Origin of the sequence: Leclercia sp. LTM14 (assembly GCF_023736175.1) — a bacterium.
Taxonomy (GTDB): Bacteria; Pseudomonadota; Gammaproteobacteria; order Enterobacterales; family Enterobacteriaceae; genus Enterobacter; species Enterobacter barmai.
The window spans coordinates 139,735-166,143 of the sequence record NZ_JAIKTT010000011.1; the positions used below are offsets into that span (position 1 = coordinate 139,735).

At 56.9% G+C, this 26,409-nt stretch carries 25 protein-coding genes and 1 pseudogene; 14 read left to right on the forward strand and 12 right to left on the reverse strand.

The window, feature by feature from the left end; genetic code table 11:
* Positions 1 to 247 precede the first annotated feature (247 nt).
* The 7 genes from aroK (at position 248) to trpS (ending at position 6,644) form a co-directional block, all read left to right on the forward strand.
* A complete protein-coding gene (gene aroK, locus K5I40_RS19745) occupies positions 248 to 769 on the forward strand; it encodes a shikimate kinase AroK (RefSeq protein WP_010436374.1) in 522 nt (173 codons plus the stop codon).
* Positions 770 to 826: 57 nt separating this feature from the next.
* Positions 827 to 1,915: a 3-dehydroquinate synthase gene (gene aroB / locus K5I40_RS19750; RefSeq protein WP_039031522.1), complete on the forward strand. Its 1,089-nt coding sequence runs from the start codon at positions 827 to 829 to the stop codon at positions 1,913 to 1,915.
* A 92-nt stretch (positions 1,916 to 2,007) separates the two neighbouring features.
* Positions 2,008 to 3,294 (forward strand): cell division protein DamX, encoded by a 1,287-nt coding sequence (gene damX / locus K5I40_RS19755; protein WP_039031523.1) that lies wholly within the window; start codon positions 2,008 to 2,010, stop codon positions 3,292 to 3,294.
* A gap of 67 nt (positions 3,295 to 3,361) precedes the next feature.
* A complete protein-coding gene (gene dam / locus K5I40_RS19760; RefSeq protein WP_039031524.1) occupies positions 3,362 to 4,174 on the forward strand; it encodes an adenine-specific DNA-methyltransferase in 813 nt (270 codons plus the stop codon).
* A 41-nt stretch (positions 4,175 to 4,215) separates the two neighbouring features.
* Positions 4,216 to 4,893: a ribulose-phosphate 3-epimerase gene (gene rpe, locus K5I40_RS19765; protein WP_039031525.1), complete on the forward strand. Its 678-nt coding sequence runs from the start codon at positions 4,216 to 4,218 to the stop codon at positions 4,891 to 4,893.
* Positions 4,886 to 5,647 (forward strand): phosphoglycolate phosphatase, encoded by a 762-nt coding sequence (gene gph / locus K5I40_RS19770; protein WP_039031526.1) that lies wholly within the window; start codon positions 4,886 to 4,888, stop codon positions 5,645 to 5,647. Before rpe ends, gph begins: the two co-directional genes overlap by 8 nt.
* The gene (trpS, locus tag K5I40_RS19775) at positions 5,640 to 6,644 is read left to right on the forward strand and encodes a tryptophan--tRNA ligase (RefSeq protein ID WP_039031527.1); all 1,005 of its coding nucleotides are present in this window, start codon (positions 5,640 to 5,642) and stop codon (positions 6,642 to 6,644) included. Before gph ends, trpS begins: the two co-directional genes overlap by 8 nt.
* 110 nt (positions 6,645 to 6,754) lie before the next feature.
* Here trpS and K5I40_RS19780 read toward each other — a convergent pair whose 3' ends face one another.
* The 5 genes from K5I40_RS19780 to nirB all read right to left on the reverse strand — a co-directional run bounded on the left by K5I40_RS19780 (position 6,755) and on the right by nirB (position 12,319).
* Complete coding sequence (locus K5I40_RS19780; protein ID WP_039031528.1) at positions 6,755 to 6,925, reverse strand: YhfL family protein; 171 nt, start codon at positions 6,923 to 6,925, stop codon at positions 6,755 to 6,757.
* Between the two features lie 133 nt (positions 6,926 to 7,058).
* Positions 7,059 to 8,432, reverse strand: a complete 1,374-nt coding sequence (gene cysG, locus K5I40_RS19785; protein ID WP_223075721.1) for a siroheme synthase CysG — start codon at positions 8,430 to 8,432, stop codon at positions 7,059 to 7,061.
* 11 nt (positions 8,433 to 8,443) lie between these two features.
* Positions 8,444 to 9,253, reverse strand: a complete 810-nt coding sequence (nirC, locus tag K5I40_RS19790) for a nitrite transporter NirC (protein WP_223075720.1) — start codon at positions 9,251 to 9,253, stop codon at positions 8,444 to 8,446.
* Positions 9,254 to 9,452: 199 nt separating this feature from the next.
* Positions 9,453 to 9,779, reverse strand: coding sequence for a nitrite reductase small subunit NirD (nirD, locus tag K5I40_RS19795; RefSeq protein WP_039031530.1), 327 nt, complete (start codon positions 9,777 to 9,779; stop codon positions 9,453 to 9,455).
* Entirely contained in the window at positions 9,776 to 12,319 is a 2,544-nt protein-coding gene (gene nirB, locus K5I40_RS19800; RefSeq protein ID WP_223075719.1) for a nitrite reductase large subunit NirB, read from the reverse strand. The genes nirD and nirB overlap by 4 nt, the downstream gene beginning before the upstream one ends.
* Before the next feature lie 240 nt (positions 12,320 to 12,559).
* On the opposite strand from nirB, the gene K5I40_RS19805 reads away from it, so the two are divergent.
* Complete coding sequence (locus tag K5I40_RS19805; protein WP_223075718.1) at positions 12,560 to 13,876, forward strand: cytosine deaminase; 1,317 nt, start codon at positions 12,560 to 12,562, stop codon at positions 13,874 to 13,876.
* 3 nt (positions 13,877 to 13,879) lie between these two features.
* Here K5I40_RS19805 and tsgA read toward each other — a convergent pair whose 3' ends face one another.
* Positions 13,880 to 15,064: an MFS transporter TsgA gene (gene tsgA, locus K5I40_RS19810; protein WP_039031533.1), complete on the reverse strand. Its 1,185-nt coding sequence runs from the start codon at positions 15,062 to 15,064 to the stop codon at positions 13,880 to 13,882.
* 278 nt (positions 15,065 to 15,342) lie between these two features.
* Between tsgA and ppiA the strand changes: the two genes are divergently transcribed.
* The 5 genes from ppiA to K5I40_RS19835 all read left to right on the forward strand — a co-directional run bounded on the left by ppiA (position 15,343) and on the right by K5I40_RS19835 (position 18,685).
* Complete coding sequence (gene ppiA, locus K5I40_RS19815; protein ID WP_039031534.1) at positions 15,343 to 15,915, forward strand: peptidylprolyl isomerase A; 573 nt, start codon at positions 15,343 to 15,345, stop codon at positions 15,913 to 15,915.
* Between the two features lie 108 nt (positions 15,916 to 16,023).
* Entirely contained in the window at positions 16,024 to 16,191 is a 168-nt protein-coding gene (locus K5I40_RS19820; RefSeq protein ID WP_223075717.1) for a YhfG family protein, read from the forward strand.
* Positions 16,181 to 16,783 carry a putative adenosine monophosphate-protein transferase Fic gene (locus K5I40_RS19825; RefSeq protein ID WP_039031535.1) on the forward strand — a complete coding sequence of 201 codons (603 nt, stop codon included), beginning with the start codon at positions 16,181 to 16,183 and terminating at the stop codon, positions 16,781 to 16,783. Before K5I40_RS19820 ends, K5I40_RS19825 begins: the two co-directional genes overlap by 11 nt.
* A gap of 30 nt (positions 16,784 to 16,813) precedes the next feature.
* Positions 16,814 to 17,377 (forward strand): aminodeoxychorismate synthase component 2, encoded by a 564-nt coding sequence (gene pabA, locus K5I40_RS19830; protein ID WP_139563737.1) that lies wholly within the window; start codon positions 16,814 to 16,816, stop codon positions 17,375 to 17,377.
* Positions 17,378 to 17,464: 87 nt separating this feature from the next.
* On the forward strand, positions 17,465 to 18,685 hold the full coding sequence (locus tag K5I40_RS19835) for an aspartate aminotransferase family protein (RefSeq protein ID WP_039031537.1): 1,221 nt from the start codon (positions 17,465 to 17,467) through the stop codon (positions 18,683 to 18,685).
* A 76-nt stretch (positions 18,686 to 18,761) separates the two neighbouring features.
* Here the strand turns inward: K5I40_RS19835 and K5I40_RS19840 are convergent, their stop codons facing one another.
* Together K5I40_RS19840 and crp are read right to left on the reverse strand one after the other, a co-directional pair.
* Entirely contained in the window at positions 18,762 to 20,849 is a 2,088-nt protein-coding gene (locus K5I40_RS19840; protein ID WP_223075739.1) for a YccS/YhfK family putative transporter, read from the reverse strand.
* Positions 20,850 to 20,906: 57 nt separating this feature from the next.
* Positions 20,907 to 21,539 (reverse strand): cAMP-activated global transcriptional regulator CRP, encoded by a 633-nt coding sequence (crp, locus tag K5I40_RS19845; RefSeq protein ID WP_000242758.1) that lies wholly within the window; start codon positions 21,537 to 21,539, stop codon positions 20,907 to 20,909.
* Between the two features lie 310 nt (positions 21,540 to 21,849).
* Between crp and K5I40_RS19850 the strand changes: the two genes are divergently transcribed.
* The gene (locus K5I40_RS19850; RefSeq protein WP_039031539.1) at positions 21,850 to 22,254 is read left to right on the forward strand and encodes an OsmC family protein; all 405 of its coding nucleotides are present in this window, start codon (positions 21,850 to 21,852) and stop codon (positions 22,252 to 22,254) included.
* A gap of 68 nt (positions 22,255 to 22,322) precedes the next feature.
* On the opposite strand, the gene K5I40_RS19855 is transcribed toward K5I40_RS19850, so the two are convergent.
* The 4 genes and pseudogenes from K5I40_RS19855 to K5I40_RS19870 form a co-directional block, all read right to left on the reverse strand.
* Entirely contained in the window at positions 22,323 to 23,192 is an 870-nt protein-coding gene (locus tag K5I40_RS19855; protein WP_039031540.1) for a phosphoribulokinase, read from the reverse strand.
* A gap of 30 nt (positions 23,193 to 23,222) precedes the next feature.
* Positions 23,223 to 23,441 carry a YheU family protein gene (locus K5I40_RS19860; RefSeq protein ID WP_039031541.1) on the reverse strand — a complete coding sequence of 73 codons (219 nt, stop codon included), beginning with the start codon at positions 23,439 to 23,441 and terminating at the stop codon, positions 23,223 to 23,225.
* Between the two features lie 2 nt (positions 23,442 to 23,443).
* Positions 23,444 to 24,459: pseudogene (locus K5I40_RS19865) on the reverse strand (hydrolase).
* Positions 24,456 to 26,360 (reverse strand): ABC transporter ATP-binding protein, encoded by a 1,905-nt coding sequence (locus K5I40_RS19870; RefSeq protein ID WP_223075716.1) that lies wholly within the window; start codon positions 26,358 to 26,360, stop codon positions 24,456 to 24,458. Before K5I40_RS19870 ends, K5I40_RS19865 begins: the two are co-directional and overlap by 4 nt.
* Positions 26,361 to 26,409 lie beyond the last annotated feature (49 nt).

Consider the following 26,409-nt stretch of genomic DNA (forward strand, 5'->3'; position numbering starts at 1 on the left):
TGACGTGGGGCATGAATTAGCATACAAGGAGTACCGATTTGAGAATCAGCTTACACAATCTCACCCCTTAATAACTTAAGCGGCAAGCCTGGTGATTTATTCTGTTGCCAAACAAGCTGGAGTACTGAGATAATTTTTAGTCTGACTCTCGCTCTATCGCATATGAGGTTTCAGTTCATGTCCTGTTACGCCAGGTATCGGCGAAGCGGGTTTACCATTAACGAATAGTCTTAGTAGTACCGAAAAAATGGCAGAGAAACGCAATATCTTTCTGGTTGGGCCTATGGGTGCCGGCAAAAGCACTATTGGGCGCCAGTTAGCTCAACAACTCAATATGGAATTTTACGATTCTGATCAAGAGATTGAGAAACGAACCGGAGCTGATGTGGGCTGGGTCTTCGACGTAGAAGGCGAAGAGGGTTTCCGTGACCGTGAAGAAAAAGTCATCAATGAACTTACGGAAAAGCAGGGCATTGTGCTGGCTACCGGCGGCGGCTCTGTAAAATCTCGCGAAACTCGCAACCGTCTCTCCGCCCGCGGTGTCGTGGTCTATCTCGAAACGACCATCGAAAAACAACTGGCGCGTACGCAGCGTGATAAAAAACGCCCGTTGCTACAGGTTGAGACGCCTCCACGCGAAGTTCTGGAAGCACTGGCTGGTGAACGCAATCCGCTGTACGAAGAGATTGCTGACGTCACCATTCGCACAGACGACCAGAGCGCAAAAGTGGTCGCAAACCAGATTATTCATATGCTGGAAAGCAACTGATTCTGGCTTTATATACACTCGCCTGCGGGTAAAAGCATTTAAGGTGGATGTCGCGTTATGGAGAGGATTACAGTCACTCTCGGTGAACGGAGTTACCCTATCACTATCGCGGCTGGTTTGTTTAACGACCCAGCTTCCTTCTTACCACTGAAAGCGGGTGATCAGGCAATGCTGGTCACCAATGAGACTCTGGCTCCGCTTTATCTCGACCGCGTACGTCAGCTGCTCGAACAGGCTGGCGTGAAGGTCGACAGTGTGATTCTGCCTGATGGCGAGCAGTATAAAAGCCTGACGGTACTCGATACCGTCTTCACCGCATTACTGCAAAAACCGCACGGTCGCGACACTACACTGCTGGCTTTAGGCGGCGGTGTCGTTGGCGATCTGACGGGGTTTGCTGCGGCAAGCTATCAGCGCGGTGTCCGTTTTATTCAAATTCCTACCACGCTGTTGTCGCAGGTCGACTCTTCCGTTGGTGGCAAAACCGCCGTTAACCATCCGCTTGGCAAAAACATGATTGGCGCGTTCTATCAGCCCGCTTCGGTGGTGGTGGATCTCGACTGTCTGCAAACGCTGCCTCAGCGCGAGCTGGCCTCTGGCCTGGCGGAAGTGATCAAGTACGGCATTATTCTGGACGGCGAGTTCTTTAGCTGGCTTGAAGAGAATATGGACGCCCTGTTGCGCCTGGATGGTCAGGCGATGGCGTACTGTATTCGCCGTTGTTGTGAGCTGAAAGCAGAAGTGGTTGCCGCAGACGAGCGCGAAACAGGCTTACGTGCTTTACTGAATCTGGGGCACACCTACGGTCATGCTATCGAAGCCGAAATGGGCTACGGTAACTGGCTGCATGGCGAGGCCGTGGCGGCGGGAATGGTAATGGCCGCACGCACCTCGGAGCGTCTGGGTCAGTTCAGCAAGGCGGATACACAACGCATTATCACGCTGCTTGAGCGCGCCGGTTTGCCGGTGACGGGGCCGCGAGAAATGTCAGCGCAGGCCTACTTGCCGCACATGATGCGTGATAAAAAAGTATTAGCAGGCGAGATGCGTCTGGTACTCCCGCTTGCCATCGGAAAGAGTGAAGTTCGTGGCGGTGTGCCGCACGATGTCGTTCTTGGCGCTATTGCTGATTGCCAGCAAGCGTAACTATTAGAAAGGTCCGGCTGCGGTAACACGTAGCCAGTTTGCTTCAGGTGATGTGCAAAGTTGTAGGCATAAGCCTTTTAGTGGGGTGTTAAATGGATGAATTCAAACCAGAAGACGAGCTGAAACCCGATCCCAGCGATCGTCGTACTGGTCGTACTCGCCAGTCTTCAGAACGTGATAACGATCCGCAAATTAACTTTGATGAGGTCGATCTGGACAATGACGATCCTCGTCCTTCGCGTGGCCGCGCCGCCCGCGACGAGCGTGAAGAAGAGGATTATGAGTCCGAAGAAGATTCAATGGACGAAGAGCCCGTAGAGCGTCGCCCGCGTAAGCGTAAAGCCGCTCCGGCGAAGCCCGCTTCCCGCCAGTACATTATGATGGGCCTGGGCGTGCTGGTCCTGCTGCTGCTGATTATCGGCGTCGGCTCGGCACTCAAAGCCCCGTCAACCACGCCTGCTGAACAAACCGCGTCCGGCGAGAAGAGCATCGATCTTTCCGGCAGTGCTGCCGATCAGGCGAATGGCACCCAGCCTGCGCCAGGCACCACTTCTGCAGAGAATACTGCCGGGAATACCCAGCAGGAGATCTCTCTGCCGCCAGTGGCCTCCACGCCAACTCAGGGCCAGTCTCCGGCGACCCCGGAAGGCCAGCAGCGTGTTGAAGTGCAGGGCGATCTGAATAATGCCCTGACGCAGCCGCAGAGCCAGCAGCAGGTCAACAACGTGGTGGTTAACTCCACGCTGCCGACCGAGCCTGCGACCGTCGCGCCAGTTCGTGGTGCCACCGGGCAGCAGCAGACGGCGGCTACAGAAACTGCGCCACGTCAGACTAAACCTGTACAGCATCAGGAACGTAAGCAGACGGTCATCGAGCCGAAGCGTGAAGTGAAGCCACAGCCAGTTGCCAAAGCCGAAACGCCGAAAGCCGCCGCGCAGCCGAAGCACACTGAAACGGCAACCAGCGCCCCGGCCAAAGCGCCAGCGGCAACCGCGACGGCGCCGAAAGCGACGGCTACGCCAGCGCCGACGGCAACCGCCTCGACGCCAGCTGCAACCGCGCCTGCGGCTTCTGCCAGCACCGGTAAATCTACAGGGAATGTGAGTTCACTGAAGTCTGCGCCGTCCAGCAACTACACGTTGCAGCTGAGCAGCTCTTCCAGCTATGACAACCTCAACGGCTGGGCGAAAAAATCAAACCTGAAAAACTTCGTTGTTTACGAGACCACCCGTAACGGTCAGCCATGGTATGTGCTGGTGAGCGGTGTGTACTCTTCTAAAGATGAAGCAAAACGCGCGGTTGCCACGCTGCCAGCCGACGTTCAGGCGAAAAATCCGTGGGCGAAGCCGATCCGTCAGGTTCAGTCCGATTTGAAGTAATCTGTGAAGCGCAGGATGCTGTCGGAGCTTTCTCCACAGCCGGAGAAGGTGTAATCAGTTAGTCAGCATGAAAAAAAATCGCGCTTTTCTGAAATGGGCAGGGGGGAAATACCCCCTGCTCGATGATATTCAAAAACACCTGCCAGACGGCGAGTGTCTTGTCGAACCCTTTGTTGGCGCGGGCTCGGTATTTCTCAATACCCACTACTCCCGCTATATCCTTGCGGATATCAACAGCGATCTGATCAGCCTCTATACCATCGTAAAAGAGCGTACCGATGAGTACGTCGATGAGGCGCGCAAGCTGTTTACGCCAGAGAACAACAACCCGGACGTTTACTATCAGCATCGCGCTGAGTTTAATCAGAGCCAGGACAAGTTCCGCCGTGCGCTGTTGTTCCTCTATCTTAACCGCCATGGCTACAACGGCCTGTGCCGGTACAACCTGCGTGGTGAATTCAACGTGCCCTTTGGTCGCTACAAGCGCCCGTACTTCCCGCAGGCCGAGCTGTATCACTTTGCTGAAAAAGCGCAGAATGCGGAGTTCCATTGCCTCTCGTATGAAGAGTGTATGGATAAAGCTGACGCCAACTCGGTGGTCTACTGCGATCCGCCATACGCTCCACTGTCGGCAACAGCGAACTTCACCGCCTATCATACCAACAGCTTCAGTCCCGCCGAGCAGGCGCGTCTGGCGGAGATGGCGGAAAAACTGGTCAGCAAAAGTATCCCGGTGTTAATTTCGAATCACGACACGCCCGATACGCGCGAATGGTACAAGGCCGCTGAGCATTTTCAGGTCAAGGTCCGGCGCAGCATCAGCAGCAACGGCGGTACACGTAAAAAGGTGGACGAACTGCTGGCTCTCTATCTGCCCTGAGCCGTTTCGCCCGCCGTTAAACAAAGTTCAAGGAGATGCGGATGAAACAGTATTTGATTGCACCCTCAATTCTTTCGGCTGATTTTGCCCGGCTGGGCGAAGACACCGCGAAAGCCCTGGCTGCCGGTGCGGATGTCGTTCATTTCGACGTTATGGATAACCACTACGTGCCTAACCTGACCATCGGCCCGATGGTCCTGAAGGCGCTGCGCAACTATGGCGTCACCGCACCCATTGACGTGCATCTGATGGTGAAACCGGTTGATCGCATCGTGCCGGATTTTGCCGCCGCGGGCGCCAGCATCATCACCTTCCATCCTGAAGCCTCCGAACACGTTGACCGCACGCTGCAGCTGATCAAAGAGCACGGTTGTAAGGCGGGCCTGGTCTTTAACCCGGCCACACCGTTGAGCTACCTTGATTACGTGATGGACAAGCTGGACGTGATCCTGCTGATGTCCGTGAACCCGGGCTTTGGCGGGCAGTCCTTCATTCCACAAACGCTGGATAAGCTGCGTGAAGTGCGCCGCCGTATCGACGAATCTGGCTTTGATATCCGCCTCGAAGTGGACGGTGGCGTGAAGGTCAACAACATCGGCGAAATCGCTGCGGCGGGCGCGGATATGTTTGTCGCGGGTTCGGCTATTTTCGATCAGCCGGACTACAAAAAAGTCATTGATGAAATGCGCAGTGAACTGGCGAAGGTAAGTCATGGATAATTTGCAGGCAATTCGGGGCGTTGCATTTGACCTCGACGGTACGCTGGTGGACAGCGCGCCGGGTTTAACAGCGGCAGTGGATCAGGCGCTGTACGCGCTGGAACTGCCGGTCGCGGGCGAAGAGCGCGTGGTGACGTGGATCGGTAACGGGGCGGACGTGCTGATGGAACGCGCGCTGACCTGGGCGCGTCAGGAACGGGCGATCCAACGTGCGGCGCAGGGCAAGCCGGGTGTCGATCATGCGGATATCCCGCAGGAAGAGCAGGTTCGTGTCCTGCGTAAGCTGTTTAACCGTTTTTATGAAGAGACGGTGGAAGAGGGCAGCTTCCTGTTCCCGGATGTGGCCGGTACGCTGGGCGCGCTGCATGCTAAGGGTATGCCGCTGGCGCTGGTGACCAATAAGCCGACAGCGTTCGTCGCGCCGTTGCTGGAAGCGCTGGATATTGCCCACTATTTCTCGGTGATTGTCGGTGGCGATGACGTGCAGAACAAGAAGCCGCATCCCGAACCGCTACTGCTGGTGGCAGGAAAATTATCTTTATCGCCTGAAGCACTGCTCTTTGTAGGTGATTCGCGCAATGATATTCTGGCTGCCAGGGCCGCAGGCTGCCCGTCCGTTGGCCTCACCTATGGTTATAACTACGGTGAATCCATTACGCTGAGTGAGCCGGATTTTGTCTTCGACCACTTCAAAGATTTACTGCCCGTGCTCGGGCTTTCGCACAGTGAAAATCAGGAATTGAAAAATGACTAAGCCCATCGTATTTAGTGGCGCACAGCCCTCAGGTGAACTGACCATTGGCAACTATATGGGTGCGCTGCGTCAGTGGGTGAACATGCAGGACGAGTATCACTGTATCTACTGCATCGTTGACCAGCACGCCATTACCGTGCGCCAGGATCCGCAGCAGTTGCGTAAAGCGACGCTCGACACCCTTGCGCTCTATCTGGCCTGCGGTATCGATCCTGAGAAAAGCACCATTTTCGTTCAGTCCCATGTGCCGGAACACGCGCAGCTGGGTTGGGCCCTGAACTGCTACACCTATTTCGGCGAACTGAGCCGTATGACCCAGTTCAAGGATAAATCTTCCCGTTACGCCGAAAACATCAACGCCGGTCTGTTCGACTATCCGGTGCTGATGGCCGCTGACATCCTGCTGTACCAGACCAACCAGGTTCCGGTGGGTGAAGACCAGAAGCAGCACCTGGAGCTGAGCCGCGATGTCGCCCAGCGCTTCAATGCGATCTACGGCGATATCTTCAAGGTGCCAGAGCCGTTTATTCCGAAGTCCGGCGCTCGCGTGATGTCCCTGCTGGAACCAACCAAGAAGATGTCCAAGTCAGACGATAACCGCAACAACGTTATCGGCCTGCTGGAAGATCCGAAAGCGGTGGTCAAGAAGCTCAAGCGTGCGGTTACCGACTCGGACGAGCCGCCTGTGGTGCGTTACGACGTGCAGAACAAAGCGGGCGTCTCTAACCTGCTGGATATTCTCTCCGCCGTGACGGGGCGCAGCATTCCTGAGCTGGAGCAGCACTTCGAAGGCAAAATGTATGGTCATCTGAAAGGCGAAGTGGCTGACGCGGTTTCCGGCATGTTGACCGAACTGCAGGCGCGTTATCACCAGTTCCGTAATGACGAAGCCTTCCTGCAGAAAGTGATGAAAGAGGGGGCCGAGAAGGCCAGCGCACGCGCCTCTGAAACGCTGAAAGCGGTGTACGAAGCGATTGGGTTTGTGGCGAAACCTTAAGCTTGTTTGCCGGGTGGCGGCTTCGCCTTACCCGGCCTACGGGGTAGTGTAATAGCGCCACCCTGCGAAAAAACCGGGAACTCCCCGGTTTTTTTATGCCTGAAAAACGCTTACTGACTCGCTGCCGGGCCACAGCCGCCGATGATCTTGGAGATAGAGATCGCCGGGTGCAGCAGGTAATCGTAGCTGCAGTTATTTTTGGTGTTTTCAACACGGCCGGTACATGCCGTAAGAGTCGTTAAGATGCCTGCAACCAGGGCAATCTTTGCCAGTTTGAACATAACGCTTCCTTGTCTGTAACATGAGGGAATATATGAAAATATGCTTTCGCGGAAGGTATGTTATCGACAGGGGTAAGAGAGGAGTAGTCCATAACAGGACTACTCATTGAGCGGGGAATATGTTCAGTCTGGCTCAGTGGTTGGAGAACCAGTTTAGTCTGTCACGCAACGCCACCACGCGGCCTACCACGATCAACGCCGGGCTTTCAACCAGTTGGGCAAGCTCGCCCAACTGGGTTAACACGCCGCTGACCACACGCTGTTTGATCGACGTGCCGTTCTCCACCAGCGCAACCGGCATTTCTGCATCCATGCCGTGTTCAAGCAGTTTCGCCTGAATGGTCGCCGCCTGGTTCAGCCCCATATAGAACACCAGGGTCTGTTTTTCCGCGGCCAGGTTATGCCAGTCCAGTTCGCAGCCGGTTTTCAGGTGGCCGGTAACCAGACGCACGCTTTGGGCGTAATCACGGTGGGTCAGTGGGATACCGGAATAGGCCGAGCAGCCTGAGGCGGCGGTAATGCCCGGCACCACCGAGAACGGAATGCCTGCGTCACACAGCGTCTCCAGCTCTTCGCCGCCGCGCCCGAAGATAAAGGGATCGCCGCCTTTCAGACGCACCACGCGTTTCCCCTTTTGCGCTTCACGCAGCAGGATCTGGTTAATCTCTTCCTGCGGTACGCAGTGATATCCGGCGCGCTTGCCGACAAACACCCGGTCGGCATCCCGGCGCACCAGGTTCATGATGTCATCAGAGACCAGACGGTCATAAACCACGATATCCGCCTGCTGGATCTGCTGCAGCCCTTTCAGGGTTAACAGGCCGGCATCGCCCGGACCTGCGCCCACCAGCACCACCTCGCCACGGTGATCGAGCGGTGCACTCAGCAGCTGCTCGGTGGTGTCATCCACGGCTTTGCGATCCTGGTTAGCCAGCGACTGCGCCAGCCGGTCGTTGACAAAGAATTTTTCCCAGAAGCGGCGGCGTTCGCCGACGGTGGCGTACTGCTTTTTCACCCGGGCGCGCAATTGCCCCGCATAGTGGGCAACCTGGCCCAGGTGCTGCGGCAGAATGGCTTCGAGTTTTTCGCGCAGCAGGCGCGCCAGCACCGGCGAGGTACCGCCGGAGGAGACGGCGACCATCAGCGGCGAGCGGTCGATAATCGACGGCATGATGAAACTCGCCTCTTTCGGCGCATCCACCACGTTGCAGAAGATCCGCCGGGTTTCACAGGCGTCGCTGACGCGCTGGTTAACCACATCGTCGTCGGTAGCGGCGATGGTCAGCCAGCAGGTATCGAGCAGAGATTCGTTGAACTCACCCTCAACCAGGGTGAGCATCCCTTCCTGCGCCCACACGGTAAACTGCGGGGCGAAGTCGAGGGCGTTTACGGTGAGTCGGGCACCTGCGTCTAACAGCAGGCGGGCTTTACGTTCAGCCACATCGCCACCGCCCACGAGCAGGCAGTCACGATTGCGTAATTGACAGAATATTGGCAGGTGATCCACGACATTACCTCTTACTGGTTGGCTTTCGCCTGAACGGTTGCGATGGTGGCAGGAGTCGGACGCTCCGCTTTAGGGGTAGCATACCAGTAACCCCAACCCATAAATACAACCCCAGAAAGGGTATTGCCTAGCGTTACCCACAACAGGTTATGACCGATGCCTGACAGCGTATAGGCTTCGCTGTGGTGACCAAACCAGGAGAGGGCAAACAGCGTCATGTTGGCAACGGAGTGTTCGTAACCGGAGGCGATAAAGGCCAGCAGGCACCACCAGATCGCGATGAACTTCGCGGCACCTTCAGTACGGATTGCCATCCAGATCGCAAGACACACCAGCCAGTTACAGAGCGCGCCTTTAAAGAACAGGACCATCGCCGGGGCGGTGGTTTTCGCCAGGGCGACGGTGTGAACGAGGCTGGTATCCACCGGCAGCAGGCTACCGCCACCCCAGCTGTAAAGCAGCGCGACAAACACGGAGCCCACCAGGTTACCGAGCCAGGTCTGCGGCAGAATGCCCCACATCTGGCCCTGGGTGATGGTGCCGGCTTTCACGCCCAGCGTCAGGAACATGGTGTGACCGGTGAAAAGCTCAGAACCTGCGATGATGACCAGGGTCAGCGCGATCCCGAAGGTAGCGCCCATCACCAGCGGACGAACGGATGGGTCGACGAGATTACCGAGGGTGAAAATTAAAATGATCCCCAGGCCCACATAGGCACCGGCCATCGCGGAACTGATCCAGAATCCGAGAGGACTATTTTTGCTGAGGCGTGCGATACGCGCAGCGTTAACCGCACACTTATTAATAGTGTCTGTAAACATTTGATTATCCATTACACTTTATCCTTCGCGCTGCCTCTTTGTTGGCTGCCTTCACTCACCCCAGTCACATAGTGAACTATGCTCCTGGGGATTCGTTCAGTTGCCGCCGCGATGCAGCACAAATGATTTCGTGTAAAAAGTTGAAAAGCTCCCGAACGGGAGAACATTTAAAAGCGGGGGCATTGCGCCCCCGTATCAATCAGCCTCTCAGCTGCACCTTGCCGTCTTTGACGCGGACGTCATAGTGCTTCACGGAGTGGCTCTCATCTTCCATGCAGTGGCCGTCGCTCAGGCGGAAACGCTGCTTTTTCAGCGGGCTGGCAACCCATAGCTCGCCCTGATGTTCCGCGATGATCCCGCGGGAAAGCACGCTGGCCTCAAAGAACGGGTCGATATTGCTGATGGCAAAAACCTGTTCGTCGTGACGTGGACGGAAAATGGCAACCTGCTCATGACCCAACAGCGCACACACGCCGGTGGCTGGCAGAATCTCGTCGATTTTGCAGATGTTTACCCACTGGCTCATGCGTTTTCCTCCACCAGAGTCACCGGAATGCGTTCATACGGCGTCGCCGGACGATGCTGTTCGCGCTCAGGCACGACCTGCACGCTCGGGTCGCGCTGGTTGCTGTTGATAAAGTGTTTGAAGCGAACCTGCGCCGACGGGGTGTTGACGGTTTCGGTCCATTCGCAAATCACGGCATCGCGCAGGCGAGCCATCTCTTCTTCCAGCGTCGCGTTCAGGCCCAGCTTGTCGTCGATGATAACGGACTTCAGGTAGTCAATGCCGCCTTCCAGGTTATCCAGCCACGGCGCGGTACGGGTCAGTTTGTCCGCGGTACGGATGTAGAACATCATGAAGCGGTCGAGGTACTTAATCAGCGTTTCACGGTCGATATCCGCCGCCAGCAGGTCCGCGTGACGCGGTTTCATCCCGCCGTTACCACAGACATACAGGTTCCAGCCTTTCTCAGTGGCGATGATCCCCACGTCTTTACCCTGCGCTTCAGCACATTCACGGGTACAGCCAGAGACGCCGAACTTCATTTTGTGCGGAGTGCGGATGCCTTTGTAGCGGTTTTCCAGTTCGACGCCGAAGCCGACGCTGTCGCCTACGCCGTAGCGGCACCAGGTGCTGCCAACGCAGGTTTTCGCCATGCGCAGCGCTTTGGCATAGGCGTGACCGGTTTCGAAGCCCGCTTCAATCAGCTGACGCCAGATTTCCGGCAGGTCGTCTTTCTGCGCACCGAACAGACCGATACGCTGGGAGCCGGTGATTTTGGTGTAGAGGTTAAACTCGCGTGCGATGCGACCGACAGCCACCAGCCCTTCCGGGGTGATTTCACCGCCGGCAGAACGTGGAATGACGGAGTAGGTACCGTCTTTCTGAATGTTCGCCAGGAAGTTGTCGTTGGTGTCCTGCAGCGGGGTGTGCTGCGGCTTGAGCACGTACTCATTCCAGCACGAGGCCAGCAGAGAACCGACGGTCGGTTTACAGACTTCACAGCCATAGCCCTGGCCGTGTTTTTGCAGCAGCTCGTCGAAAGATTTGATGCCTTCAACGCGGATCAGGTGGTACAGCTCCTGGCGAGAGTAAGCGAAGTGCTCGCACAGGTTGTTGTTGACTTCGATGCCCTGTTTCGCCAGCTCGGCGTTCAGCACCTGGGTCACCAGCGGGATACAGCCGCCGCAGCCGGTACCGGCTTTGGTTTCAGCTTTCAGCGCCGCAACGGTGTGGCAGCCTTTGTTGATGGCGGCAACCAGCATGCCTTTAGTGACGTCGAAGCAGGAGCAAATCTGCGCGCTGTCCGGCAGCTTATCAACCCCGATGGACGGCTTGCCGCTGGCCGCGTGGGCTGGCAGGATCAGCGCGTCCGGATTCTCCGGCAGCTCAATGGCGTTCAGCACCAGCTGCAGCAGGTTGCCGAAATCGCTGGTATCACCCACCAGCACCGCGCCGAGCAGGGTTTTGTTATCCGGGCTGACGATAAGACGTTTATAAACTTCTTTGCTTTCGTCGAGGTAGACGTAGCTGCGGGAGTTCGGCGTGCGACCGTGCGCATCGCCGATACCGCCTACGTCCACGCCCAGCAGCTTCAGCTTGGCGCTCATGTCCGCGCCGGTGAAGGCGTTTTCATTGCCGAGGATATGGTCGGCAGTCACCTGCGCCATCTTGTAGCCCGGGGCAACCAGACCGTAGACGTGATTTTCCCAGCTGGCGCATTCACCGATGGCGTAGATATCCGGATCGGAGGTCTGGCAGGTGGAGTTGATCATGATCCCGCCGCGCTGGGCAACGGCCAGACCGCACTGGGTGGCCAGCTTGTCGCGCGGGCGAATACCGGTGGAGAAGACGATAAAGTCGACTTCCAGCTCGCTGCCGTCGGCGAAGCGCATGGTTTTACGCGCCTCGGTGCCTTCCTGCACGATCTCTTTGGTATTTTTGCTGGTGTGAACTTTCACACCCATGCTTTCAATTTTGCGTTTCAGCTGCTCGCCACCCATGTGGTCGAGCTGCTCTGCCATCAGCATCGGGGCAAATTCGATGACGTGGGTTTCAACACCTAAGTTTTTTAGCGCGCCAGCGGCTTCGAGGCCGAGCAGGCCGCCGCCGACAACCGCGCCGCGTTTGCTGCGACGGGCGCAGGATTCAATGGCGTTCAGATCTTCAATGGTGCGATAGACGAAGCAATCCTGAGTTTCAGACCCTTTGATCGGCGGGATCCACGGGTATGAGCCAGTCGCCATGATCAGCTTGTCGTAAAAAACCGTGCGTCCCGCACTGGAATGAATCACTTTTTCCTGACGGTTGATGGTGATAGCGCGCTCGCCCACCAGAACCTTCACGCCATGTTTCTCGTAAAAACCTTCGCGCACTAAAGAGAGCTCTTCGGCGGTGTGGTGAGAGAAATAGGAGGAGAGGTGCACGCGGTCGTACGCCTTACGGGGTTCTTCACAGAACACGGTAATGTCGAACTGGGCAGCATCGGCTTTATCAAGGAGATCCTCAATAAAGCGGTGGCCGACCATGCCGTTACCGATGATAGCGAGTCTGACTTTGCTCATTTTTGCCTCGATTTCTTTTCTATTACTGCCTACCTTAACGATTCAGCAAAGCCGCTTATTGATGCAAATCAAATACGCCTTCAACTACTCATTAGTGGGTAGTTTGTTGATTTGTCAGGTTTTTTATAAGTACTGGAAATCTCAGGCTTTTCGTAATCGATGATTTTGTGTACAAAATAGGAGGCTAATTTTTAATTTCAGCTACTCCTGAATTTCAGCCCTCATTTTAGGGAGAACATGATGTCTACAGCACCGCTTTGGCTTATCCAGAACGTCCGCTTACCGGGACGGGATGGCTTATGGCAACTGGCTATTGAGAACGGTCGTTTTGGCGAAATCACCCCAACGGGCGAGAAGCAGAGCGAGAGCTATGAGGTGTTAAACGCTCGCGGCGGGCTGGCCATTCCGCCCTTTATCGAGCCGCATATCCACCTGGATACCACCCAGACCGCGGGTGAGCCGAACTGGAACCAGTCCGGGACGCTGTTTGAGGGCATCGAAAGATGGGCGGAGCGCAAGGCGCTGCTCAGCCACGAGGATGTTAAAGCCCGGGCCTGGAAGACCCTGAAGTGGCAGATCGCCAACGGCATCCAGTTTGTGCGCACCCATGTGGATGTCTCGGATCCGACCCTCACCGCCCTGAAGGCGATGCTGAAGGTGAAGCAGGAGGTCGCCCCCTGGGTCGACCTGCAAATCGTCGCGTTCCCGCAGGAGGGGATCCTCTCCTATCCCAACGGCGCCGCACTGCTGGAGGAGGCGTTACGGCTGGGGGCTGACGTGGTAGGCGCTATCCCGCACTTTGAGTTCACCCGGGAATATGGCGTGCAGTCGCTGCATATCGCCTTTGAACTGGCGAAGAAGTACGACCGTCCGCTGGATATTCACTGCGATGAGATCGACGACGAGCAGTCGCGGTTTGTCGAAACGGTTGCCGCGCTGGCGTATGAGGCGGGGATCGGCCCGCGCGTTACCGCCAGCCATACCACCGCGATGCACTCCTATAACGGGGCTTATACCTCGCGGCTGTTTCGTCTGCTGAAGCTCTCCGGGATTAACTTTGTCGCCAATCCGCTGGTGAATATCCATCTGCAGGGGCGCTTTGACGACTATCCGAAGCGGCGCGGCATTACCCGGGTGAAAGAGTTGCTGGAGGCGGGGATTAACGTCTGCTTCGGCCATGACGACGTGTTTGACCCCTGGTATCCGCTGGGTACCGGCAATATGCTGCAGGTTCTGCACATGGGGCTGCACGTCTGTCAGATGATGGGCTATCAGCAAATTGATAGCGGACTCAACCTCATCACCCACAACAGTGCGCGCACGTTTGGGCTGAGCGATTACGGTATCGAAACGGGGAACCCGGCAAACTTAATTATCTTGCCAGCGGAAAGCGGCTTTGAAGCGGTGCGTTGTCAGGTGCCGGTGCGCTGGTCGATTCGTCAGGGCAGGGTGATTGCGACGACCCAGCTGGCGCAGACCTGGGTACAGACGGACAGCGGCGGGGAAGAGGTGTTCTTTACTAAAAACAGCCCCTTTACCGAGCGCAAAGGGGCTTAAGGGTTAGTGTGCCGCTGCTGCCGCGTTGTGCTGGCGGTGGCGGGTCACAAAGCCCAGCACCAGACACATCACAAACACCACAGCATAGAGGCCGTTCGCGGTGTGTAACGCCGCCAGCGGGCCGCTGTGGGCCACAATCGGGCCGGTAACCACGAAGGTCAGCATGGTGCCGATGGTGCCGCAGGTCAGCACGAAGTTAACCAGCTTCGGCGAAGCCACTTTGGTCTGCAGGGAGCCCAGGGTGATGATCGAGGTGTAAATGGCGCTGGAGAAGAAGCCGAGCGTCAGAATGAACCACGGCATCTGCTCCGGGGAACCGTTGATGAACAGGTACATCAGCACGGTGGCGGCGCCTGCCAGCACGGTGAGGATGCGCTGCAGATCGAAGAAGCGCAGGATAAAGCTGAACGCCCACATGCCGAACATGTACGACATCCAGAAGTCACTGACCAGCTTGCCGGCATCGTTCAGGCTCATCCCCAGACCTTTGGCGTACTCCGGCACCCAGGAGATAAAGCCCAGCTGGCCCAGGATGTAGCACAGGGCGGCAACGGAGAGGAACAGGACGCCAATACCCCATTTTTCTTTCACAACCGGCTCGCTGGTGGTCTGCGCTTTTTTGCCCAGAACCGGGAAGTCACAGCCGAAGGTCAGAATAAAGATCGCCACGTAGACCACACCGATGCAGGCATAGACCCAGTACCACTCGATGCTGCGGGCCAGCAGCGCGGCGGCCACCATCGGGAAGATCATCCCGGCCATGCTGAAGAAGGAGTCGGTGAACAGCAGACGTGCGCCGCGCTGGCGACCTTCATACATGTGGGTGATGAGGAATGTCCCGATGGACATGGTGATCCCGCTGACCAGACCCAGCACAAACATGGCGGCGGAGAAGAGGGCGATGCTGTGGCTGAGCATCAGACCCGCCACGGCAAGCACCATCAGCACAAAGCCAAAACGCAGCTGGGTTTTCAGCGGGACGATTTCCATCAGCCAGGCATTGAGGAAAATGGAGATCAGGATCCCGGCGTTAAGGAAGGTAAAGGTGTTACTCATGCTGGAAACGGGCAGGTTGAAATAGTCTGCGATATTTCCCATCACCATCCCGGTGACAATTACCAACGCACCGGTGAGGGCGTAGGAGAAGAAGCTGATCCATGTGAGCTTGATACGATTGCTGTTAGTCATGACTGGCCTGTGAATAGAGATGTAAAGCGCGTTGACTGCGCTGCGGGCGGCCAGATTTTAATCGTGAATGTGATCTAATTAAATCTTTTAAGATAAATTATTCATCAATTGCATAGAAAAGAGTGATATTAATCACGTTAACTTCGCTGGCCTGAGTTTGCCCGGCGGTTACATCTGTTTCAAATTGGTAAAATTAGGTAAATGGCTGGCCTAGGTTCATACTGCTCTTTAGAATCAAGCCATTCGCTTTCTTTACTGCGCTTTGTTAAGGAATTCTCATGCTCAAATCAACCCTGGCGGCTGTCGCGGCTGTACTTGCTCTCTCAGCCCTCTCTCCTGCTGCGCTGGCAGCGAAAGGAGACCCGCACGTTCTGTTGACCACCTCTGCCGGCAACATTGAGCTGGAACTGAACAGTCAGAAAGCCCCAATTTCTGTGAAAAACTTCCTCGATTACGTGAACAGCGGTTTCTATAACGGCACCACTTTCCACCGTGTGATCCCAGGCTTTATGCTGCAGGGCGGCGGCTTCAACGAGCAGATGCAGCAGAAGCAGCCGAACCCGCCCATCAAGAACGAAGCGGATAACGGCCTGCGCAACAGCCGCGGCACCATTTCGATGGCGCGTACCGCCGATAAAGACAGCGCCACCAGCCAGTTCTTCCTCAACGTGGCGGACAACGCCTTCCTCGACCACGGCCAGCGTGATTTTGGCTATGCGGTATTTGGTAAAGTTGTGAAAGGCATGGATGTGGCCGATAAAATTTCTCAGGTGCAGACGCACGACGTGGGCCCTTACCAGAATGTGCCGACAAAACCGGTAGTTATCCTCTCTGCGAAAGTCCTGCCTTAATCTCTGATGGCGCGGGCAGTCTTTGCCCGCGTTGCCTTTACCTCCCTGCGAAACCGCAGTTTGCTGCTTATACTTGTGGCAACACGGGCACAAGCAGGGAGGTAACAGGTGAAAAAACTCACTGAGAAACAAAAATCCCGTCTCTGGGAACAACAGCGAAACGCGAATTTTCAGGCCAGTCGCCGTCTTGAAGGGGTCGACGGTCCGCTAGTCACGCTCAGCGCCGACGAGGCACAGCTGCGTCTTGAGGAACTCAGGAGGCACTATGAGCGATAAATACGGCAACGATCGCGATCCCTATCTCTATCCCGGACTGAATGTGATGCGTAACCGGCTGGGCATCCGCCAGGCGGAGCGTCTTGCGCAGGCGGCGTATGAACTCACTGCCCTGCGCGCGGCTACCCTCGGCCTGGGGCCGCTGCTGCGCGGACTGCCGCATCTGTGCGCCATTCATCAGCATATCTATCAGGATATCTTCGACTGGGCAGGTGATATTCGTGAAATGGATATCTACCAGGGCGATACCCGCTTCTGCCACTTCGCCTACATCGAAAAAGAGGGCAACGCCCTGATGCAGGATCTGGAAGAGGAGGGGTATCTCGTCGGGCTTGAGAAAGCGGACTTCATTAACCGTCTCAGCCACTACTATTGCGAAATCAACGTCCTGCATCCGTTCCGCATCGGCAACGGCATTGTTCAGCGCATCTTCTTTGAGCAGCTGGCGATCCATGCGGGCTATCAGCTCGACTGGCGCGATATCGATCCTGAGGCGTGGGCGCAGGCCAACCAGAGCGGGGCGATGGGAGATCTGAGCGCGTTGAACGCAATCTTCAGTAAAGTGGTAAGCGAAGCCCGGGAAACTGAGTAGAATAGGGCGGCCATTTTTTCGGGAGCCGCCATGATTCTGCTGATTGATAACTACGATTCCTTCACCTGGAACCTGTACCAGTATTTTTGCGAACTGGGGGCGGAGGTGGAGGTCCGGCGCAATGACGTGCTCTCTCTGGAGGATGTCGCGGCGCTCAATCCGCAGAAAATCGTGATCTCTCCCGGGCCCTGCACGCCAGATGAGTCCGGCATTTCGCTGGCGGTGATCCGCCACTATGCCGGTAAATTGCCGATTCTGGGCGTCTGCCTCGGACATCAGGCTATCGCCCAGGTCTTTGGTGCCACCATTGTGCGGGCCGCTAAAGTAATGCACGGCAAAACCTCCCCGGTAACGCACACCGGCACGGGGGTGTTCCTTGGCCTTAATAACCCGCTTACCGTCACCCGCTACCACTCCCTGGTCATCGATCCGCCTACCTTACCCGACTGCTTTGAGGTCACCGCCTGGAGCGAAACGCAGGAGATCATGGGTATCCGCCACCGGGAATGGGATCTGGAGGGGGTGCAGTTCCACCCGGAAAGCATTCTCAGCGAGCAGGGCCACCAGCTGCTGGCTAATTTCCTCAATCGTTGATTTTTAGTTGCCATGAAGTGATTTTTTAAGCATATTTCGTGATTATATTTTCACTTCTGCTTTTTGCTTAAAAAAGGGTGGGGTTACATGGCAACTGAACAATCTGCAATTACGCGCGCGACATTCGATGAGGTGATTCTGCCAATTTATGCACCGGCTGAGTTTATCCCGGTGAAAGGGAAAGGCAGCCGCGTCTGGGATCAACAGGGCAAAGAGTACATTGATTTTGCGGGCGGCATTGCAGTGACGGCGTTAGGTCACTGTCACCCGGCGCTGGTCGAGGCGCTGAAAAGCCAGGGCGAAACCCTGTGGCACACCAGCAACGTCTTTACCAACGAACCCGCGTTACGTCTGGGTCGCAAAATCATCGACGCCACCTTTGCCGAACGCGTGCTGTTTATGAACTCCGGCACCGAAGCCAACGAAACCGCCTTTAAGCTGGCCCGGTATTACGCGTCCACCCGCCACAGCCCGTTTAAAAGCAAAATCATCGCTTTCCATAACGCGTTCCACGGTCGTTCGCTGTTTACCGTGACCGTGGGCGGTCAGCCAAAATATTCCGACGGCTTTGGCCCGAAACCGGCCGACATCATCCACGTGCCGTTTAACGATCTGCATGCGGTAAAAGCGGTGATGGACGATCACACCTGCGCGGTAGTTGTCGAGCCCATCCAGGGCGAAGGCGGCGTGATGGCGGCAACGCCAGAATTCCTGCAGGGACTGCGCGATCTGTGCGACCAGCACCAGGCGCTGCTGGTCTTTGATGAAGTGCAGAGCGGCATGGGGCGCACCGGAGATCTGTTTGCCTATATGCACTACGGCGTGACGCCGGACATCCTGACCAGCGCCAAGGCGCTCGGCGGCGGTTTCCCGGTCAGCGCGGTGCTCACCACCCAGGATATCGCCTCGGCGTTCCACGTGGGCTCTCACGGCTCCACCTACGGCGGCAACCCGCTGGCGTGCGCGGTCGCAGGGGCGGCGTTCGATATCATCAATACTCCGGAAGTGCTGAGCGGCGTCAATACGAAGCGCGAGCAGTTCGTGAAGCATCTCCAGCAGATCGACGCCCAGTACGATGTCTTCAGCGATATTCGTGGCATGGGGCTGCTGATTGGCGCCGAGCTGAAGCCGCAGTACAAAGGGCGGGCGCGTGATTTCCTCTATGCCGCCGCCAGCGAAGGGGCGATGGTGCTCAACGCCGGACCTGACGTGATGCGCTTTGCGCCGTCGCTGCTGGTGGAAAGCGCGGATATCGACGAAGGGATGAACCGCTTTGCGAACGCGGTGAAGCGGGTGGTTCAGGCGTAGTTGTGTTGCCCGGCGGCGCTGCGCTTGCACGGGCCTACGGATTTGTAGGCCGGGTAAGCGCAGCGCCACCCGGCAATTAATACGGCGTGCGTTTCAGCCGCCGGATCAACCAGATACCGTGATGCGGGCGCTGGCGCCACGCCACCGACGAAATGGTGTGCATGGTGTTCAGGTGCCCCAGAATGCGCTGCAGATGCTGTTCCAGCGTGCTCATGGGGCCGTGCGTCAGGGTCTCTGGCGCTTCCAGAATATTACTGTCTCCGCTCTCCCCCGGCGCGTCATACTCCAGACGCTGCTGACAGCGCTGAAGCGCAATTTCACACGACTGCAGATACCGCTGCGCCAGATCGGGCGTCAGCATCGTATGCTCCCGCGCCAGCGTCGTCATCGCATTGATATGTTCGACGATAAACTGGCTGTGCGTCATCCACAGCCGCATATCCGCCAGATAGGCTGAATTGAAGCCCGGCTCCTGCATCGCCTGATTCAGGGAGTTGAACAGCGCGTTGTGCGCCTGGTTAACCTTCATGCGCTGCCACGCCAGCGGTGTGGGTTGCGGATCGTCGCTGAGGATCAGGCGGATGGCCTCCTGATCGGCCTCCAGCGCGTCGTGGGCGTTCTGGCGCAGCAGCCCGCTTTGCCATTGCGGCCACAGCCATACCATCCCGCCGAAAGCGATTAAACAGCCAATCAGGGTGTCGGCCAGTCGGGCGATAATAAACTGCTCCCCGTTCAGCGTGATCAGCTGAAGGGTGTACACGGCGGTCACCGTGAAGCCCACCGTCGCCCAGCCGTAGTTCTTACGAATGAACAAATAACTTACCAGGGTGACCATCAGCATCCCCGCCAGGGTGTAGCCTTCCGGAACGTGGAAGTGCAGGGTAACGCCGGCAATAACCAGCCCCGCCAGGGTACCGGCCGCCCGGTGGAGAATGCGTACCCGCGTGGCGCTGTAGCCGTTTTGCGTCACCAGCAGGACGGTCATTAAGATCCAGTAAGGCTTAGGCAGATGCAGCGCCATGCCCATCAGGCTGGCGATACTCAGCATCACGCTGATGCGGGCCGCGTTACGCAGAGCGGCAGATTTAAGCGACAGATAGCTTCTCAGGGCGGGGATCAGCGGCAGGCGCTTCTGCTTGTCCGCCATCAGATCGCGCGGATAGAGCGGACGCTGGGTGCGGAGCACGCGGGCAATACGGCTGAAGTGCCATGCGCAGAACTGGCCCACCGGGTTATCCGGGTGCTGGCGGGCGATTTTTTCCAGCGCGCCAAGCTGCTTGTCCATGTTGAAGCGGGTGGGATAGCGATGATAGAGAATGTCATCCGCCAGCACGCGCAGACGGGCGGCGACGGTCAGGGCGTTCCAGCGGATCACCGCTTCGGCGTGGCTGCGCTCCACCAGCGTTTGCACCTCCTTCGGATGATGCAGGCTGACGGAGATGTGCTCCTGCAGATCCAGACCCACCTGGAAGGTACGCAGCAGCCGCTTGTATTCATGATTTTTGTTCGCGGCAAGCATGTGCAACTGCTGATAACACTGGCTAATCAGGTCGACCACCTTCTGCTGGCGGGCCAGCAGCGGCGGTAACGATTTTTCAGGGTCGGTATGCTGGGTCAGCAGGGTGTATTTGGCTTCGCAGTAATCGGCCAGCTGGCGGTAGAGCACGCTCAGGGATTCACGCAGCGGCTGCTCGCGCCACATCCAGAACCAGAACCAGTTGAACAGCCCGTACCACAGGGTGCCCAGCGCGTAGATGAGCAGCGGCGCCCAGATCGGCATATTTCCCGCCAGGCTCAGGGTAAAGATGGCGGCAATCAGCGAGGCGGGCAGCAGGCGTGCATGCAGGGCGCTGATCTCTGCCGTGACCCCTAACGTCATCGCCAGCACCGTCAGAATGAGGGGCAGCGGAATATCGCGCGCCAGCAACAGCTGCACGGCCAGGCTACAGCCGGCAAACAGCGAGCCGCCAATAATCAGGCGTTTAAAAAAGCGTTTATGAGGCGTGTCGAGGCCAGCAATGTTGCAGCAGGCGGGGACGAGGGAGAACAGCAGACCGTATTGCAGATAACCGAGAACTAAACCCACAGCCACAGGGAGACACAACACCAGGGTTTGCCGCAGTGCGTAGTTAACTTCCGGGTGATAGATGAGCCTGCGCCACATGGGTGAGAGAGACAAAAACGGCGTGTCATCGTGCGATGCCACGCCGTCTGAGTGGAATTAACGTGTTCCGTAAACCACGATGGTTTTACCGTGGGCGGAAATCAGGTTCTGATCTTCCAGCATTTTCAGAATACGACCCACCGTCTCACGAGAACATCCGACGATCTGACCAATTTCCTGACGGGTGATTTTAATTTGCATACCGTCCGGGTGGGTCATGGCGTCTGGCTGTTTCGCCAGGTTCAGCAGAGTCTGAGCGATACGGCCCGTCACGTCCAGGAAGGCGAGGTTGCCCACTTTCTCGGAAGTGACCTGCAGACGGCGAGCCATCTGCGAAGAGAGGCGCATCAGGATATCCGGGTTAACCTGGATCAGCTGGCGGAATTTCTTATAAGAGATCTCAGCCACTTCACACGCGGTTTTCGCACGGACCCAGGCGCTACGCTCCTGACCTTCTTCAAACAGGCCCAGTTCACCGATAAAGTCTCCCTGATTCAGGTAAGAGAGGATCATCTCTTTGCCTTCTTCATCTTTGATCAGCACTGCTACTGAGCCTTTGACGATGTAATACAACGTTTCCGCTTTTTCACCCTGGTGAATCAGCGTGCTCTTCGATGGGTACTTATGAATATGGCAATGAGACAAGAACCATTCGAGAGTCGGGTCTGTTTGCGGTTTGCCAAGCACCATGCGCTGTTATCCTCTGTTATAAGCTGTCTCCAGAGTCTGGCTGTGTACCTGTACTCTGGGGGTTGCAATCGAATTCTTCCCCCTGCCTGGGGAGCGGCTGTCACAATAATTAGCAGCCTGTAATGTGTGATGTCCTCTGCATACATGTGTAACGTCAATGTATTACTGTAGCATCTCGACTGTTTTAGCATAGGTTTTGCCGCGTGTCTCCTGGTGTCTCGCTTCAGCTTGATGCAGGTCGACTTCCGTTGCCAGAATTGTTACTGGCGCGTAATCTGACAGGAAAAATGCAATCCTGGAGTTAATAAAAATGCAAGCACGTGTGAAATGGGTTGAAGGGTTAACCTTTCTCGGTGAGTCTGCCTCGGGCCACCAGATACTGATGGATGGCAACTCCGGTGACAAAGCGCCAAGTCCGATGGAAGTGGTTCTGATGGCGGCGGGTGGATGCAGCGCAATCGACGTGGTATCGATTCTGCAAAAAGGCCGTCACGACGTGACTGACTGCGAAGTAAAGCTGACCTCAGAACGCCGGGATGAAGCGCCGCGCCTGTTTACCCATATCAATCTTCACTTCGTGGTGACCGGCAAAGAGCTGAAAGACGCTGCGGTCTCCCGCGCGGTGGATCTCTCTGCGGAGAAGTACTGCTCCGTGGCGCTGATGCTGGAAAAAGCGGTCAAAATTACCCATTCGTATGAAGTGATCGAGGCGTAAGCTTGTGGGGCATCGTGCGGTCTGATGCCCTCACCCCGACCCTCTCCCACAGGGAGAGGGAGAACAGATTAAGCGATCTTCTTGCCTTCCATCAGCCGCTGCACCAGCGGCGTCATGATTAACTCCATCGCCAGCCCCATCTTGCCGCCCGGCACCACCAGCGTATTCATGTGCGAAATAAACGAGCCCTGCAGCATCGCCAGCAGCCAGGGGTAATCGATCTCGTCCAGATTGCGGAAATGGATCACCACAAAGCTCTCGTCCAGCGAAGGGATGGCTTTTGCCGCAAACGGGTTCGAGGTGTCCACGGTCGGGACGCGCTGGAAGTTAATATGGGTGCGGGAAAACTGCGGCGTGAGGAAGTTAATGTAATCCTCCATGGAGCGAACCACGGAATCCATCACCGCTTCACGGGAGTGGCCGCGCTCGCTGGTATCCCGCGTCAGCTTCTGGATCCACTCCAGGTTAACGATAGGCACCACGCCCACCAGCAGATCGACATGGCGCGCCACGTCGTGTTGCGGCGTGACGACCCCGCCGTGCAGACCTTCATAAAACAGCACGTCGGTGGGTTCCGGCAGCGGCTGCCAGGGAGTAAAGGTACCCGGCACCTGGTTCCACGGCACCGCTTCGTCATAGGTATGCAGGTATTTGCGCGACTGGCCGGTCCCGCTGCGTCCGTATTCCGCGAAGGTCTGCTCCAGCAGGCCAAAGTCATTGGCATCGGGGCCAAAGTAGCTGATATGTTTGCCTAAATCGCGCGCTTTGCGGATTGCCATATCCATCTCGGGGCGGGTGTAGCGGTGAAAGCTGTCGCCCTCTACCTCTGCAGCACGCAGATGCAGTTGCGAGAAGATCTTACGGAAGGCGAGGCTGGTGGTGGTGGTGCCTGCACCACTCGACCCTGTAACGGCAATAACCGGATGTCTGGCGGACATAGCAACTCCCTGAGTGGAAAGAGTGTGCGATCAGTCGCGAAACTGACCACGGGGCATGATATTCACCGTCTCGTGCAGTTCGGACCACACCAGAACGGCTTCACCGCTTTTAAGCTGCTGTTTAACATCGGCGACTTTCATTTCAAGCGTGCGTTCATGTTCACCATAATCTGTGCCCTCACGCAATACAAAGCTTTCAATCAGATTATCCAGCGTTTCGGGAGCCAGATCCTGCCAGGGAATGATCATGTTTACTTTTCCAGATATGTGGTCAGCCAGTCCGGGATACGTGTCTCCAGCCACATCTGCGGTCGACGCAGCGTGCCGCCGATAAAGCCCACGTGTCCGCCATGTTCGGTTAGTTGATACTGCACGTTGGCCGGTAAATGGTCCGGCGCCGGATCGAGTGATGATCCATAAAGGGATCGTCTTTCGCATGAATAATCAGCGTAGGCCGGGTGATTTGATTCAGCAACGGCATGGCGCTGCACTGGCGATAGTAGTCGATAGCATCGGCAAAACCGTGGATTTTCGCGGTGATCAGATCGTCAAATTCGCGCAGGCGACGCACCCGTTTCAACTGCTGAAGGCTGACAGGCAGCGTGTCCGGGTAGGCCTTTAGCTTACGGGCGGCGTTGGCTTTCAGTAAGTTCAGCAGATAGCGCTGATAAACGCGCGAAAACCCCTTCTCCATATGATAACTACACTGCTCAAGCATGAACGGCGCAGAGACAATGACCGCCGCGTCGAGCGGGACGTTATCGCCCTCTTTTGCCAGCAGGCAGGCGAGCATATTGCCGCCCAGTGAATAGCCTACCGCCGCGGTGGGTGCCGGGCCGTGGGTCTGCACCAGCCAGTTCAGGAACCAGCGACCATCTTCGATCTCGCCGGAGTGGTAGATCCGTTTTTGCCGGTTCGGTTCGCCGCTGCAGCCGCGAAAATGCATCACCACGCCAAGCCAGCCGCGCTCTTTCGCGGCGTGGATCAGACCGTGGGCATAAGGGCTGTGCAGGCTCCCCTCCAGACCATGAAACACCACCAGTCGCGGTTTATGCTGCGCCTGAGAGGGATCTTCACTCCAGGCGAGATCCACGAAGTCATCATCAGGCAGGTCGAGCCGCTGCCAGTAGGGCGTGAACTGTAACTTCCGGCGCAGCAGGCGCGGGAGCATGGTTTGCAGATGCGGGTTCGCCACGCCGCGCATGGTGACAAATGTCGCGCTCTCGTCGTGGGGAAAATTGAAATCAGATGGGATTGTTTGTGTCATAGGGATGCGAGCATGTCCTCAAGCTGCTCCTGCGCGTCGAGCCAGGCCATTTCACACTCTTCGAGGCTGGATTTGGCTTTTGCCTGAACCTGCAGACACTCTGTCAGTTCGGCTTTGCGGCTCTGGTCGTACAGGCCGCTGTCACCGAGCTTCTCTTCCACGGTGGCAAGCGTGGCGTTGAGCTTCTCCATCTCTTTTTCCAGACGGGTAATCTCTTTACGCAGCGGCTGGGTTTGGGTGCGCAGCTCTGCTTCGCGACGCTTCTGATCCTTACGGGCCTGGGCGCTGTTGACGTTCTCTTTAGCCCCTTCCACAGGCTGGATTTCCTGCTTCTGAATGTCGCTCAGCCACTGCTGATAATCTTCCAGATCGCCATCGAACGGCTCGACTTTGCCGTCATGCACCAGATAGAGATCGTCGGTGGTGGAGCGCAGCAGGTGACGGTCGTGCGAAACGACCACCAGCGCGCCTTCGAATTCGATTAACGCTTCGGTCAGCGCCTGACGCATGTCGAGATCGAGGTGGTTAGTCGGTTCATCGAGCAGGAGCAGGTTAGGGCGCTGCCAGACGATCAGCGCCAGCACCAGACGGGCTTTTTCGCCGCCGGAGAAGCGTTCGGTATTCTCGCTGACTTTATCGCCCTGGAAACCGAAGCCGCCCAGATAATCACGCAGCTTCTGCTCCAGCTCCTGCGGGGCCAGACGCGCCAGGTGCTGCAGCGGTGATTCATCAGCGCGTAAAAATTCCAGCTGATGCTGGGCGAAGTAGCCGAGCTTAATACCCTTCGCCAGACCGATGTCGCCACGCACAGGCGCAAGCTCGCCCGCCAGCAGCTTAATCAGCGTCGATTTACCGGCGCCATTGCGCCCGAGCAGACCGATACGGGAACCCGGCACCAGGTTGAGCTTGATAGAATCGAGGATAATGCGATCGCCATAGCCGGCGCTGACCTTTTCCATTTTCAGCAGTGGGTTGGGCAGGCTTTCCGGGGCCCGGAAGCTAAAGTGGAACGGGTTATCGACGTGCGCCGGGGCTATCATCTCCATGCGTTCCAGCATCTTGATACGGCTCTGGGCCTGTTTCGCTTTTGACGCTTTCGCCTTGAAGCGATCGACAAAGCTCTGCAGGTGCGCCACGCGCTGCTGCTGGCTTTCGTACATCGCCTGCTGCTGGGAGAGACGGACCGCACGCTGACGCTCAAACGAGCTGTAGTTGCCGGTGTACTCGAACATGGTTTCCTGTTCGATATGAATAATTTTGTCCACCACCGGATCGAGGAAGTCGCGGTCGTGGGAGATCAGGATCAGCGTGCCCTGATAGCTCTTCAGCCACTTTTCCAGCCAGATGACCGCATCCAGATCGAGGTGGTTAGTCGGTTCATCAAGCAGCAGCAGGTCAGAGCGGCAGATCAGCGCCTGGGCCAGGTTAAGGCGCATGCGCCAGCCACCGGAGAAATCACTTACCGGACGCTCCAGCTGCTCGTTGCTGAACCCCAGACCGTGCAGAAGGCTGGCGGCGCGGGAGCGGATGGTCCAGGCATCAATGGCGTCGAGTTTGCCGTGTACGGTGGCAATCGCATGACCGTCATTACGTTCGTTGGCGGCGTGCAGTTCGGCTTCGAGTTTGCGGTACTCCCGGTCGCCGTCGATAACATAGTCCATCGCCGGGACGCTCAGGGCTGGCGTCTCCTGGTTTACCCAGGCCAGTTGCCAGTTACCAGGGTAGGTGAAGTTACCGCCGTCGGCAGTGATTTCGTTTTTCAGCAATGACAGTAACGTGGATTTACCACAGCCGTTTTTGCCCACCAGGCCCACTTTCTGGCCCGGGTTGATGGTGGCTGTAGCGTTGTCCAGCAGGACACGTACGCCGCGACGAATTTGTAATGAGGAGAAAACAATCATAGAGCGCCGTATGTTCCGACTATGTTAAGTTGTCATTATAATCAGGTTA